Genomic DNA, 12,603 nt, shown 5'->3' on the forward strand with positions numbered 1-12,603 from the left:
TTTGCGCTACGAAACGATACAAGAGCTTATGGATAAAGCGAGAGAGGCCGAGGGGAAGACTTTCGGCGAAATCGACACGACCGGACGCATCAAGAACGTTCGGTCGAAAGGCGCCCTCGGACATATCATCGAGGAGAGCCACTTCGGATACCCAATCAACTCGGATGCACGGCCTGACTTCGAAGAGCTCGGTATCGAGTTGAAGGTCACACCTTTCAAGAAAAATAAGAATGGTACATATTCATCAAAAGAACGGCTTGTTTTGAACATGATTGATTATCATAACGAGCACGGATATTCGTTCGAGACGTCGAGCTTCCTATCGAAAGCAACGAGCATGCTCATCATGCTTTATCAATACGAGCCAGATATTCCGATTGACGACTACCGTATCTATAAGGCGTTCTTGAACGAGTTCTCCGAAGAAGATTTAGATGTGATGCGACAGGACTGGGAGACGATTGTCGCAAAAATCAAACGTGGAGAGGCCCATTTAATTTCCGAGGCAGATACGATGTACTTGTCAGCCTGCACGAAAGGGGCGAACGGCTCGGTCGTCCGTAGCCAACCGTTCTCAGAACAACCCGCAAAACCGCGAGCCTTCTCGCTCAAGGCATCCTATATGTCTGGACTAGTCCGGCAGTACCTGACCCCGGAGCTGATGGAATCGATCGCCTCACATGGTGAGCTGAAAGAGATGTCCCTCGAGCAGCTCCTCGAGGCCCGACTATCCCCTCATTACGGGAAGACAGTGCTCGAACTATGTGAAGAAACCGGCATCCGGTATAACCCAGGAAACAAGGCGATGATCCCAAGAGTGATGGCTCGACTATTAGGCGTGAGAGGAACCGACCTATCTAGTATTGAAGAGTTTGCGAAAGCCGGAATAAAGTTCAAGACGGTCGGTCGTGAGCCCAACAGATCTATACGAGAACATATGTCGTTCGGGAAGGTCGATTTCGATGACTTGCATCGAGATGAGTGGGAAGAGTCCGCCCTGTACGACACGTTCGCTGAACAGAAGTATCTTCTCCTCGTCTTCCGATACGATGAAGAGTACGTGTCTAAACAAAAACGTATCCCTCGATTTGAAGGGATACGCTTATGGAACATGCCGCTCGAGACCGTTGATAGAGAATTGAAGTCGATGTGGCTCGAGACAAAAAATATCGTTCAAGCAGGAGTTCAGTTGACGCCAATGAAACGAGGCGTCAAAAACAATCTTCCCGGTCCAAAATTCAATCGTGTGGCACACGTCCGCTCAAAAGCTCTCAATGGAAAAGATAAAGTTAGACTCCCAGATGGTCAATGGATCACAAAACAATCATTTTGGTTGGATAGAAACTATATCCAGCAGATTCTGGACGCTTAACATGAGTATTCCCCTCCCTCAAGTGGAATCTTCTTAATAGAAGGAGGTGGGGGGAATGGCCAGAAACGTACCGAAGGCTTCGAGTCCAGCCGTCTTCAAGACGATGAGCGGGAACCGTGGCAAGGACACGAAGATGGAAGTGAAAGTCCGGAAGGCACTTTGGGCTGCTGGATATCGATACCGAAAGAACAATCGGAAGCTTTATGGGACACCTGACATCTCATTCCCCGGCCTACACGTCGTCGTCTTTCTGGACTCTTGTTATTGGCATGGCTGTCCCCTTCACTTCAAACTGCCGAAGACGAACACCGAATTCTGGCGCCAAAAGATTGGACGTAACATCGAGCGAGATGCTGACGTCACACGACATTATGTAGAAGAAGGTTGGATTATCCTCCGGTTTTGGGAGCACCAGGTCAATGAAGATTTTAATCACGTGATATATACCATCACTCATTTCGTCGATATGGCCAAAAACAATCGACATAGACGAAGTGGTTGATGCTTCAAACGCATCAGTCTAAATCCTCGTCAAACAATGGTTCATCATAGGTCTCTGTCGCATCATCGACAATCAGGTTCGTGTAGAATTCCTCTACACGGCCTCTTTTTTCGCCATTTTCGTTCAAGTACTCAACAATCCTAAACGTCTCAGGCGCCTCGAGTCCGATGATGACGATCGGTACAGTTAGTTGCGTGTTCAATGGCTTCAAATGGTGGACGTATTTCTCAAACGTCCCGATGGCGTTGTCGAAATTCCCTGCACGCTGAAGTCGCTGCGTCGCGCAGATGATCACGCCAATCCTTGTTTGGATTGCTTTTTCTACATGGTTCAGCTCGCTTGCAATGACCGGTTTCAACAGATTCCAGGCAATCGTACCCGAATGGTTGAATCCGACCTCTAGCGAAATATTGTCTTTGGCAAAATCGAGGCGCCACACATTCTCGGAATAGTCACGGTCTTGAAATATCGGACTCTCACTCGCCCATCCCCTTTTTAAAAACTCTGATTTGAACAGCTCATTCAAGGCCTTGGATAGACTTTTGTTCTTGCTCGCGTACTTCTCCTCGAATTTCTTGATGATTGCATCATCACTGATCGACTGGATGATGTCATGAATTTCTGACCAGATTTCAGTGAATGCCGCATCATTTTTTAGAATGGTTTCTCCAAATCGATGTGAATGGATTCTATATTTCAATTGATTCACTCTTCTCTGTTAGTAATTGATAATGATATGCCTCATGGCGAGAATGAGATGCTTCTCTTCATTCAAATCGAACTCTCGACCCTGATAATAACTTTATCAGGATACATGATTGAAAACAAAAGCACATTTGATTTGTAATCGCTTTCTTTGCCTTTATCAAGCCTTTTTTCCATTTAACGTTGATAGATCAACCTTTTAGGCAGCATGCATACGTCTTGACAATTTCGCCTAGTTATATGAAATTAGTATTACATTATAATTATTCTAGTAGAGATACAATTCCGCTAGAGTAAAAACCCAAGGAGGACATACCCCATGTCATTAATCGGCAAAGAAATCTTACCATTCACAGCACAAGCGTTCCAAACAGGAGAATTCCTCGAAGTATCAGACAACAACCTTAAAGGTCAATGGAGCGTCGTTTGCTTCTACCCGGCTGACTTCACATTCGTCTGCCCGACTGAACTTGAAGACCTTCAAAACGAATACGCGACATTGAAAGACCTCGGCGTCGAAGTCTACTCAGTGTCTACAGACACACACTTCACACATAAAGCTTGGCACGAAACGTCAGAGAAAATCGGCAAGATCGAATACATCATGATCGGCGACCCGTCACACACGATCTCACGCAACTTTGACGTCTTGAACGAAGAAGATGGCCTTGCTGACCGCGGTACGTTCATCATCGACCCAGACGGCGTCATCCAAACTGTTGAAATCAACGCAGGCGGCATCGGCCGTGACGCGAGCACGCTCGTAAACAAAGTCAAAGCAGCACAATACGTCCGCAACAACCCAGGCGAAGTTTGCCCAGCGAAATGGGAAGAAGGCTCAGCGACACTTCGTCCAAGCCTCGATCTCGTTGGCAAGTTGTAAGGAGCGGATTCCATGTTAGAAGCAGATATTAAACAACAACTAGATCAATACTTGCAGCTCATGGAGGGCGACGTCGTCCTCCGTGTGAGCGCTGGTGATGACGCGGTCTCTAAAGAGATGCTCGAACTCGTCAACGAGCTCGCAAGCATGTCGTCACGTATCTCCGTCGAAAACGTCACGCTCGAACGCACACCGAGCTTCAGCGTGAACCGTCCGTCTGAAGAGACGGGCATCGTCTTCGCCGGGATCCCGCTCGGTCATGAGTTCACGTCACTCGTCCTCGCGTTGCTCCAAGTGAGCGGCCGAGCGCCGAAAGTAGACGCAGATGCGATCAAGCAAATCCAAAACATCCAAGGGACGTACCACTTCGAGTCGTACATCAGCCTCAGCTGCCATAACTGTCCGGACGTCGTCCAAGCACTTAACGTCATGAGCGTGCTCAACCCGAACATCTCACACACGATGATCGACGGCGGCGCGTTCAAGGCAGAAGTCGAAGCGAAAGAAATCATGGCCGTCCCGACCGTCTTCTTGAACGGAGAAGCGTTCGGTAACGGACGGATGTCACTCGAAGAGATCTTGGCGAAACTCGGCACAGGTCCTGACGCTTCGGCGTTCGAAGACAAAGAGGCGTATGACGTCCTCGTCATCGGTGGTGGTCCGGCTGGTGCAAGCGCGGCCGTTTACGCGGCTCGTAAAGGTATCCGTACCGGCATCGTCGCTGAACGCTTCGGTGGTCAAGTGATGGACACGATGGGCATCGAGAACTTCATCGGCACGTCGTACACGGAAGGTCCAAAACTCGTCGCGAGCTTAGAGGAACATGTGAAAGCATATGGCGTCGACGTCATGAATCTGCAACGTGCGAAGCGCCTTGAGAAGAAAGACCTCGTCGAAGTCGAACTTGAAAACGGCGCGATCCTGAAGAGTAAGAGTGTCATCTTGTCGACAGGGGCACGCTGGCGCAACGTCAACGTCCCAGGCGAAGCCGAGTTTAAAAACAAAGGTGTCGCCTACTGCCCACACTGTGACGGTCCACTCTTCGAAGGCAAGCGTGTCGCGGTCATCGGCGGCGGTAACTCTGGAATTGAAGCGGCCATCGACCTCGCCGGCATCGTCAAGCACGTCACGGTACTCGAGTTCGCACCTGAACTGAAGGCCGACCAAGTACTTCAAAACCGTCTTCACAGTCTACCGAACGTGACCGTCGTCACGAACGCCCAGACGACTGAAATCACAGGTACGGACAAAGTGAACGGGATCTCGTACATGTCTCGTGAGACGAACGAAACGCATCACGTCGAACTTGAAGGCGTCTTCGTCCAGATCGGCCTCGTCCCGAACACGGACTGGCTCGATACGGTCGAACGCAACAACTTCGGAGAGGTTATCGTCGACCATCATGGTTCGACGAACATCTCAGGCGTGTTCGCTGCAGGCGACTGCACGAACAGTGCCTACAAACAGATCATCATCTCGATGGGCTCTGGTGCGACAGCCGCACTCGGTGCTTTCGATTACATGATCCGCAACTAACGAAAAACTCGTCCTCCACGTGGGGACGAGTTTTTTTTATAGTTCAAACGACTTCCCAGTATCCGGGATGAACAGGATCGACTCCCCCGTTTCCGTTTCAAATACATAAGCGACAGTTGGGGTGAACGGATTCCATTCGTCCCCGTTCGTTCGCACACTTTCCGTATAAGTGACACTCCCGTACGTTGTGAACAGTTCTTGTTCCGCGGCAGCGACCGAGTAAGTCGGAATCGAAAGTACGATTGTAGCGCCGACTAAAAACACACTCACAAATGCGGACCATACTTTACGTCTCGGATACGTGAGCTTCACTAAAATCAATATCGAAATCATCCAACCGATCGGCACACCAAAGCTTTATCTCAATCATCTCACTCATGTTATCCCAAAAAAATGAATGCATTCAAAACCGCTCGGCAACGCACGAGCGGTTTCAACAAATTAATTATGCAACAACGGACACGTTCCGCAACATGAGGAACGATCACGATTTTGTTTCAAGTACGCCAAGCAACAATTTTTGCGCACATAATAGCTCTCAGTTCCATTATCGATTAGCTTGAACGTCATATTCAACGGATTCGCGCTTTTCACTCCGTCATCAATCAGCGTATGCAGGTTCTGACGATATTCGTCTGCATGTTCAGGCTCTGATTGCTCCATCTGTAAATCGATTTGAAATAGATTATGTGAAATCAGGCTATACATGTGAGACAATTTTGCTTTTGTTTCGTCTGAAACTTTTGTTAGCAAAGGAGTAAGGTGACTAGTAAGCCAGCGAACCCAGGCTTCGTTCGTGTCGTGTCCGTTTTGAGACGAAAACACGTCATATTTATGAATAACAAATTCCATACAACCATCCTCGATGCACCGAATCCCGCCGCTATTAAGACGTGGAATTACTAGACAATCGAATCGGTTAAATGCGTCGAGTAACCCCATGAACAAAACCGAATAGCGTTTGGCAAACAGTGTCCCTGCCACGACCGGATGACAGTTTTCCATTTGCTCTTGTTGATGCCGTAGAAGGGAAGAGACCACACTTGCATCCGTCAGCAACTCATTGTAAGCAAAGTCTGGTGATGACGTCGAATCGATCACAATTCCATATTCGTCTTTTAAATAGCGATGCATTTCATCAGTCATCATGACTCCTCCTTTCTGTGCGGCTTATTTCAGTAGATGTCCTTCAAGTTGATCCATGATCACATTTCGTCCTTTAGGTCCCCAGGCCATGTATACCCAATAGTCGTCAGGATGAACTTGATTTTCTTGCACGGCCGGGACGGATTGCCAAAGGTTACTGTTTTTAATCTCTTCCATATGAGCTTTCCCGTTATTGTCGACTTGGAAAAATAAATGGTCAGCGTCAATTTCAGGCACTTTTTCGAAAGATAATTCACTCGATCCGCCATCTGCTGGTACCATGTTCGCGGCATTTAATTTCAGATTCTCATACATCAACGTGTTCAACGGATGATCTGTTTTCGCATAAATGTTAAGACCTCGATCTTTCGGGCGCACGCGAAGGAATGCAACTTTTTCATCCCCTAGTTCAGTTTCAAATTGCGCAGATAACTCTTCCGCACGATCATTTGTCTGTTGGATGATATTTTCCGCTTCTGTTTCTTTACCGAACACTTCTGCTACTTTCAAAAAGTTCGTCTCCCACTCTTTCGGGTCCACGTCTCCCTCTTCCGAACCAATCAATATGGTCGGCGCAATCGCGTTCAATTGGTCATAAGATTCTTTCAACCAGACATCCCCGATGATAACGTCTGGTTCTGTCGCCATAATCGCTTCAAAATTCCCTTGATATGGGTCACCGACACGCTGGGCATCTTTCAAATCTTCTTGTAGATAAGGCAAGACCCCATCGCCAATTTGCTCAAAACCATTCGTGACACCGACCGGCGTAATGCCGAGTGACAACAAATAATCTTCCCATCCAGGGACAAGAACGACTACCTTCTCAACATCTGATGAAAGTTCTGTCGTCCCTCCGGCATGTTCAATCGTTCGTTTTTCAGTCGTCGCTGTTTTCGTCTCAGTCTCTGACTGGGCACATCCAACACCGATCACTAAAAGGAGTGCCGCCATTGTGGCAAGCCATAAATGTTTCATATCTCATCCTGCTTTCTGTTTATATTTTTTTAGCGAGCAAATGTAAAAAGTAAGGGGCTCCGATGATTGCGATAACAATTCCCGCCGGTATCTCACTAGGCTGTAAAATAAGGCGTCCGATTGTGTCAGCTGTCAAAACGAGCAGTGCTCCCACTAGACCTGAAATCGGAATAACATACCGATGCTTTGTCCCGATCAGTTGCTTCGTCAAGTGAGGTGCGATCAAACCGACAAAGCTAATGCCGCCACCGACGGCCACACAAGCGCTAGCAACCGCTACCGCAATCCAGCTCAACCACAGCCGGGTCTGTTCCACTTTCACCCCTAAGCCGACAGCCATGTCTTCTTTAAACGTCAACACATCTAAATAGCGGCTGCGGTACATTAAGAGCCCTCCACCGATCAAGAGCCAAGGGAGCAGTGAAGCAACTTTTTCCCAAGAAGCACCCCAAATACTGCCGGCCAACCAAAGTTTTGTGAATTGGTACTGAAAAGGATTCAACGCAAGTGTCAATACGATCATTAACGCACTCATTCCAGACGCCACACCGATTCCAACTAGAATTAACCGAATCGGCGGTGTTCCTTCGTTCCGATTGTAAGCTAACACATAAATGATGAAGGCGGTTAGCACCCCACCGATTAGCGCGACCACCGGTAAGCTGACCGCTTGAATCCACTCGTTTGAAGTGGTCGGCAACAAAGTGACGAATAATACGACGAATAGCCCTGCTCCGCCATTGATGCCTAATATACCTGGTTCAGCTAAGCTGTTTCGCATCGTCGCTTGTAAAGTAGCCCCTGAAATAGCAAGTCCGAAGCCGATGAATGAAGCCAAGAAAATTCGCGGCAACCTCAAATCGAACAAGATCATTGTCTGTTGACTTGTCCCTTGACCGAAGAGGGTGTCTAACACTTCTTGTGGAGTAAGGGATATGAACCCTGAATTGATGCTATACAGTGCAACTATCCACCAACTCACAATGAGCATACCGGTCCAAACAATATATGGCTTTCTCATAGTTCACGCCTCGCTTTTCGCGCGATGTGTAGGAAGAACGGGACCCCAATCAAAGCTAAAATTGCACCCACTGGGATTTCATAAGGGGGATTGATGGTTCGGGCCAACAGGTCAGAGATAAGCAATAACAAAGCACCGTATACAGCAGAACATGGAATGATATATCGATAGTCAACCCCGACAATCCCACGAACCATATGAGGAACTACTAAACCGATAAAGCCGATCGGACCGACCATCGAGACCGAGGCACCAGCTAACAGTAGGACGACTAAAGCTAGCATAAATTTTGATTTCCTAACGTCTTCTCCTAGACCAATCGCCACATCTTCACCAAGACTTAACGTCGTAACTTTGCGACTGAATAGAACCGCAAACATCAACATGACGACAATCCATGGTGCCACGACTTTTAATTGTTCGAACGAAACGCCGATGAGTCCTCCGGCATACCAAAACGCCACATCTTGCGACACTTTAAAATAGATGGTGACTGCTTCACTTAAAGCAAAAAATAAAGCCGAGACTGCCGAACCAGCCAACACGAGACGCAGTGCGGTAACTTGACCGTATAAGCTCGTCACACCGAACGTTAAGCCCATACTTATTACAGCTCCGATGAACGTAATAAACATTAACAGCGTAAACGAGATGTTCGGGAAAAATACGAATGAAATCGCCAATGCGAATGCAGCGCCTGCGTTAATCCCAAGAATACCCGGATCCGCTAAGCTATTTCGTGTCACTCCTTGCATGATGGCTCCAGCTACGGCAAAGGATGCTCCAACGAGTATAGCCGCAAACACTCTTGGCAAACGCAAATCCCAAATCACAACGTGTTGGGCATTAGATGAATCATAATGAAAAATGGCGTCTTGAATAGCAGAGATAGGGATTGTGGCTGCCCCGACTGTAATTGAGTAACTTGACACAATCACGATTGAACATAAGCCAAAAAGTATCCAATACGTAAATTTAATTAAATTTGATTTTGCTTGAATGAGTCGCACGTCAATTCCTTTCCGCTTCTTTTCATAGATAATGATAATCATTATCAACATATGTATTATTCTCTACCTGCCCCCATCAGTCAAGGCTATTTTTATAAAAATAGTCAGGCTGCTGACGAACGAAGTCGCCGGAAGGATGAGCGAATCTGCTTGTGTTAGTCAACAAGCTGAAAAAAACTCGTCCTCCGCGTGAGGACGAGTTTTTTTATAGTTCAAACGACTTCCCTGAGTCCGGGATGAACAGGATCGACTCCCCCGTCTCCGTTTCAAATACATACGCGACAGTTGGGACGAACGGATTCCATTCGTCCCCGCTCGTTCGCACACTTTCCGTATAAGTGACACTCCCATGCGTTGTGAACAATTCTTTTTCCGCGGCAGCGACCGAGTAAGTCGGAATCGAAAGTACGGTCGTAGTGCCGACTAAAAACACACTCACAAATGCGGACCATACTTTACGTCTCGGATACGTGAGCTTCACTAAAATCAATATTGAAATCATCCAACCGATTGGCACACCAAATGTCGCCGCACCTCCGTACCACGCGTCATTCACGTAAAGTAACGTCACCGTCACTGCCAAACCGAGCGCCCACCACCATTTCATCCCAATCACCTCACTCCAATTATCCCAAAAACAGGAAAATAGGCAACTGAATTCCGGTTTCCTAATACTTTTATTCATAATTGTTGTACATCACACTATAGTGTATAATATACAGTATAAAAAGAATCGAAGGAGGCAAAGAGATGTCTGATGTAAAAGCCTCATTGATGACCGAGTTACGACGAGGCACCTTGACGATTGCAGTCTTGAGTCAACTGAAGACACCACAGTACGGGTATTCACTCGTTCAGGCGCTTCTCGATGCCGATGTCAGCATCGATCAAAGCACGCTCTATCCGCTCTTAAGGCGGCTTGAAAAGCAAGGGCTCGTGACAAGCTCGTGGGATACGACTGAGAGCCGGCCTCGCAAATATTACGTCCTTAGCGCAGAGGGAACGGATATGTTGCAGGAGTTGTATGCGGAATGGAATAAGATGTCGCTCACATTAAACCGTTTGATAGAAGGAGGAAACGACCATGAACCTTCGTGATGTGTATATTGCAGAAGTGACGTCTCGAATCCCTGAGTCGATGCGAGAAGATGTTGCGCTTGAACTCGAGTCCACGATTGATGATATGACGGGAGACGATCCGTCCGAGAAAGCTCTCTTGGAGGCCCTCCGTCAGTTAGGTGACCCGAACATACTGGCCGCACGGTATGCCAATCGCCCGCTCCATTTAATTGGTCCAGCCCTATTCCCAGGCTATGTGAGTATTTTGAAGACCGTCTTGCCAATTGCTATCACACTCTCGATTATTCTCGCAACTATCGCTTATCTTGCTGATGCGAATGTTGAATCATCATGGGTACAATTCATCGTCCAAGGACTGGTTCAAATCAGCTCCGCAATCTTCGAAGTCGTGATTCAGACTTTCTTCTGGATTACGCTTGTCTTCTTTATAATCGAGCGGGCTTCCCCAGAAGGAGATGTCCCTTTATCGAAATGGTCACCAGAAAAATTAAAGAACGTAAAACCACGTACAAAGTTCATTCCCCTCAGTTCAATCGTATTTGATTTTGTTATGGTCGTTGTCTTGATGATGCTCTATGTGAACACTGATCAATGGATCCGCTTATCAATTGATGGAGAGACATTCCCCCTCATTAACCCGGAAATATTGGATCGATTTTTCCCGTTCGTAATTGCGCTAGCCGTCTTTGACATCGGAATCGGAGTTTATAAATGGGTTGCCCGTTATTGGACGAAACCGCTCGCCCTATGGAATGTGGCCTTGAACGTTCTATGGATTGGAGTGACGGCACTGATTCTGCTGCAACCAGAGCTCATTTCATCGGAAGCTCTCGCTCTACTAGCCGAACGAACCAGCGTCGCTCTCACGACACTCACACAATGGGGTGTATGGAGCATAGTACTGACCGTCGTCGTCGTCTGTCTCATCGATTTGATTGAAGGATGTTATAAAGCGTTTCGTCCTTAATTGAAATACTCATCTCGCATTCAAACGTTTCATTCCCCAGGAAAGTGGAATAGCCGAGAAGAGAACGTATTTCCACGGAGGAGGCATTTTATGAACATTCCGACCATCAAACTACACGACGGTTACGAGATTCCAGCTATCGGACTCGGTACCGTCTTCTTACGAGGCGAGACCGGTGTCGACGCCATCACGAGCGCGATCCGTAACGACTATCGTCTCATCGATTCAGCGATTCGCTACGACAACGAAGGCGCGCTCGGGGAATCAGTCCGCCAGTCCGGTATCCCGCGTGAGCAGTTGTTTTTGACGTCGAAACTGCGCGGCCAGTATTTCGACTATGACGAGGCCCTCAATATGATTCAAGAGTCGCTCTATCGGGCCAACCTCGACTATTGGGACTTATTTTTACTCCACTGGCCGAATCCGAAGCAAGATAAATACGTCGAGGCATGGCGCGCGCTCATCCAAGCGAAAAAGAACGGATGGATCCGCTCGATCGGCGTCTCGAACTTTATGCCCGAGCATCTCGACCGCTTGATCGAAGAGACGGGCGAGACACCAGTCATCAACCAAATCGAGCTCCATCCCTACTTCTCCCAAGTCGAGCAACGTCAAGCCGACAAAGAGCGCGGCATCATCACTGAGGCGTGGAGCCCGCTCAGCCGGGCCCGGACCGTCATCCATGACGAGACGATCACCGAGCTCGCCAACCAAAAAGGTAAGACGGTGTCGCAAGTCATCCTGCGTTGGCACATCCAGCTTGGCGTCATCCCGCTCCCGCGTTCGTCGAGCGAGCTGCACCAACAAGAAAATCTCGACGTCTTCAACTTCGAGTTGACCGAGTACGAGATGGAGACCATCAATGCGTTGACGAAACCCGATGGCCGCATCGACAACCAAGACCCGAGAGAGTATGAAGAGTTTTAACAAAACAGGATTGAGCGTGCGCTCAATCCTGTTTTTCTATATATTCGAACTAAACCACTCAAAGGAGAATCTTATGCTATCACAACAACGAAAAAACATGATTGTCATCCTGAAACGAGAGGTAGTTCCTTATTTACGGTCGCATCAATTCAAAGGCTCGTTTCCTCACTTTCGGCGCGTTCAATCAGACCAAATGGATTTAGTCACCTTTCAATTCAATCGTCATGGTGGCTCGTTCACTGTCGTGTTGGCTCAAGCTCCAGCCACTGTTTTTCTGACACCTTGGGGAGAACAAATCAGCCCACAAAAAATGACCGCCCACGATGTCGACGTCGACGCGCGACGAAGACTAGGCAGTCATTCTCCATATGAAGACGGTATTTGGTTCTCTTACGAATCAGCTCAGTTGGAACAAGACTATATACGCGTGGCGCAACAAGTCATTGATTCATTTGAACAACACATTTCACTTTGAG

At 47.8% G+C, this 12,603-nt stretch carries 15 protein-coding genes; 8 read left to right on the forward strand and 7 right to left on the reverse strand.

Annotated elements, in window-relative coordinates; translation table 11 throughout:
• Position 1 precedes the first annotated feature (1 nt).
• Together EVJ29_RS13865 and EVJ29_RS13870 are read left to right on the forward strand one after the other, a co-directional pair.
• Positions 2 to 1,372 (forward strand): Sau3AI family type II restriction endonuclease, encoded by a 1,371-nt coding sequence (locus EVJ29_RS13865; RefSeq protein WP_131466074.1) that lies wholly within the window; start codon positions 2 to 4, stop codon positions 1,370 to 1,372.
• A 55-nt stretch (positions 1,373 to 1,427) separates the two neighbouring features.
• Positions 1,428 to 1,874 carry a very short patch repair endonuclease gene (locus EVJ29_RS13870; RefSeq protein WP_131505300.1) on the forward strand — a complete coding sequence of 149 codons (447 nt, stop codon included), beginning with the start codon at positions 1,428 to 1,430 and terminating at the stop codon, positions 1,872 to 1,874.
• A gap of 13 nt (positions 1,875 to 1,887) precedes the next feature.
• Here EVJ29_RS13870 and EVJ29_RS13875 read toward each other — a convergent pair whose 3' ends face one another.
• Entirely contained in the window at positions 1,888 to 2,574 is a 687-nt protein-coding gene (locus tag EVJ29_RS13875) for a BglII/BstYI family type II restriction endonuclease (protein WP_131441307.1), read from the reverse strand.
• A gap of 324 nt (positions 2,575 to 2,898) precedes the next feature.
• Between EVJ29_RS13875 and ahpC the strand changes: the two genes are divergently transcribed.
• Both ahpC and ahpF read left to right on the forward strand, forming a co-directional pair.
• Positions 2,899 to 3,462 (forward strand): alkyl hydroperoxide reductase subunit C, encoded by a 564-nt coding sequence (gene ahpC / locus EVJ29_RS13880; RefSeq protein WP_016510347.1) that lies wholly within the window; start codon positions 2,899 to 2,901, stop codon positions 3,460 to 3,462.
• 12 nt (positions 3,463 to 3,474) lie between these two features.
• Positions 3,475 to 4,998: an alkyl hydroperoxide reductase subunit F gene (gene ahpF / locus EVJ29_RS13885; protein ID WP_131466072.1), complete on the forward strand. Its 1,524-nt coding sequence runs from the start codon at positions 3,475 to 3,477 to the stop codon at positions 4,996 to 4,998.
• A gap of 36 nt (positions 4,999 to 5,034) precedes the next feature.
• On the opposite strand, the gene EVJ29_RS13890 is transcribed toward ahpF, so the two are convergent.
• The 6 genes from EVJ29_RS13890 to EVJ29_RS13915 all read right to left on the reverse strand — a co-directional run bounded on the left by EVJ29_RS13890 (position 5,035) and on the right by EVJ29_RS13915 (position 9,760).
• The gene (locus EVJ29_RS13890) at positions 5,035 to 5,346 is read right to left on the reverse strand and encodes a hypothetical protein (RefSeq protein WP_131466070.1); all 312 of its coding nucleotides are present in this window, start codon (positions 5,344 to 5,346) and stop codon (positions 5,035 to 5,037) included.
• Between the two features lie 93 nt (positions 5,347 to 5,439).
• A complete protein-coding gene (locus EVJ29_RS13895; protein WP_131505301.1) occupies positions 5,440 to 6,144 on the reverse strand; it encodes a hypothetical protein in 705 nt (234 codons plus the stop codon).
• A 24-nt stretch (positions 6,145 to 6,168) separates the two neighbouring features.
• A complete protein-coding gene (locus EVJ29_RS13900) occupies positions 6,169 to 7,122 on the reverse strand; it encodes an ABC transporter substrate-binding protein (RefSeq protein WP_035386809.1) in 954 nt (317 codons plus the stop codon).
• Between the two features lie 19 nt (positions 7,123 to 7,141).
• Positions 7,142 to 8,113: a FecCD family ABC transporter permease gene (locus tag EVJ29_RS13905; RefSeq protein WP_236633560.1), complete on the reverse strand. Its 972-nt coding sequence runs from the start codon at positions 8,111 to 8,113 to the stop codon at positions 7,142 to 7,144.
• 26 nt (positions 8,114 to 8,139) lie between these two features.
• Entirely contained in the window at positions 8,140 to 9,204 is a 1,065-nt protein-coding gene (locus EVJ29_RS13910) for a FecCD family ABC transporter permease (RefSeq protein ID WP_131505302.1), read from the reverse strand.
• Positions 9,205 to 9,358: 154 nt separating this feature from the next.
• Positions 9,359 to 9,760 (reverse strand): hypothetical protein, encoded by a 402-nt coding sequence (locus tag EVJ29_RS13915; protein WP_131505303.1) that lies wholly within the window; start codon positions 9,758 to 9,760, stop codon positions 9,359 to 9,361.
• A 143-nt stretch (positions 9,761 to 9,903) separates the two neighbouring features.
• Here EVJ29_RS13915 and EVJ29_RS13920 point away from each other — a divergent pair, with 143 nt between their 5' ends.
• The 4 genes from EVJ29_RS13920 to EVJ29_RS13935 all read left to right on the forward strand — a co-directional run bounded on the left by EVJ29_RS13920 (position 9,904) and on the right by EVJ29_RS13935 (position 12,602).
• Positions 9,904 to 10,251, forward strand: a complete 348-nt coding sequence (locus EVJ29_RS13920; protein WP_035386661.1) for a PadR family transcriptional regulator — start codon at positions 9,904 to 9,906, stop codon at positions 10,249 to 10,251.
• Entirely contained in the window at positions 10,238 to 11,200 is a 963-nt protein-coding gene (locus EVJ29_RS13925) for an HAAS signaling domain-containing protein (protein WP_131505304.1), read from the forward strand. Before EVJ29_RS13920 ends, EVJ29_RS13925 begins: the two co-directional genes overlap by 14 nt.
• 90 nt (positions 11,201 to 11,290) lie before the next feature.
• A complete protein-coding gene (locus EVJ29_RS13930) occupies positions 11,291 to 12,127 on the forward strand; it encodes an aldo/keto reductase (protein WP_131505305.1) in 837 nt (278 codons plus the stop codon).
• Positions 12,128 to 12,200: 73 nt separating this feature from the next.
• A complete protein-coding gene (locus tag EVJ29_RS13935) occupies positions 12,201 to 12,602 on the forward strand; it encodes a DUF4304 domain-containing protein (RefSeq protein WP_161567367.1) in 402 nt (133 codons plus the stop codon).
• Position 12,603 lies beyond the last annotated feature (1 nt).

The sequence above is a fragment of the Exiguobacterium sp. SH4S7 genome, from assembly GCF_004336795.1.
GTDB lineage: Bacteria > Bacillota > Bacilli > Exiguobacteriales > Exiguobacteriaceae > Exiguobacterium > Exiguobacterium aurantiacum_A.

Coding starts and splice junctions, on each gene's coding strand:
- ahpF (WP_131466072.1), top strand. CDS start 3,475: ATGTTAGAAGCAGATATTAAACAACAACTAGATCAATACTTGCAGCTC.
- EVJ29_RS13870 (WP_131505300.1), top strand. CDS start 1,428: ATGGCCAGAAACGTACCGAAGGCTTCGAGTCCAGCCGTCTTCAAGACG.
- EVJ29_RS13905 (WP_236633560.1), bottom strand. CDS start 8,113: ATGCTCATTGTGAGTTGGTGGATAGTTGCACTGTATAGCATCAATTCA.
- EVJ29_RS13895 (WP_131505301.1), bottom strand. CDS start 6,144: ATGACTGATGAAATGCATCGCTATTTAAAAGACGAATATGGAATTGTG.
- EVJ29_RS13920 (WP_035386661.1), top strand. CDS start 9,904: ATGTCTGATGTAAAAGCCTCATTGATGACCGAGTTACGACGAGGCACC.
- EVJ29_RS13915 (WP_131505303.1), bottom strand. CDS start 9,760: ATGAAATGGTGGTGGGCGCTCGGTTTGGCAGTGACGGTGACGTTACTT.
- EVJ29_RS13930 (WP_131505305.1), top strand. CDS start 11,291: ATGAACATTCCGACCATCAAACTACACGACGGTTACGAGATTCCAGCT.
- EVJ29_RS13925 (WP_131505304.1), top strand. CDS start 10,238: ATGAACCTTCGTGATGTGTATATTGCAGAAGTGACGTCTCGAATCCCT.
- ahpC (WP_016510347.1), top strand. CDS start 2,899: ATGTCATTAATCGGCAAAGAAATCTTACCATTCACAGCACAAGCGTTC.
- EVJ29_RS13910 (WP_131505302.1), bottom strand. CDS start 9,204: ATGTTGATAATGATTATCATTATCTATGAAAAGAAGCGGAAAGGAATT.
- EVJ29_RS13900 (WP_035386809.1), bottom strand. CDS start 7,122: ATGAAACATTTATGGCTTGCCACAATGGCGGCACTCCTTTTAGTGATC.
- EVJ29_RS13935 (WP_161567367.1), top strand. CDS start 12,201: ATGCTATCACAACAACGAAAAAACATGATTGTCATCCTGAAACGAGAG.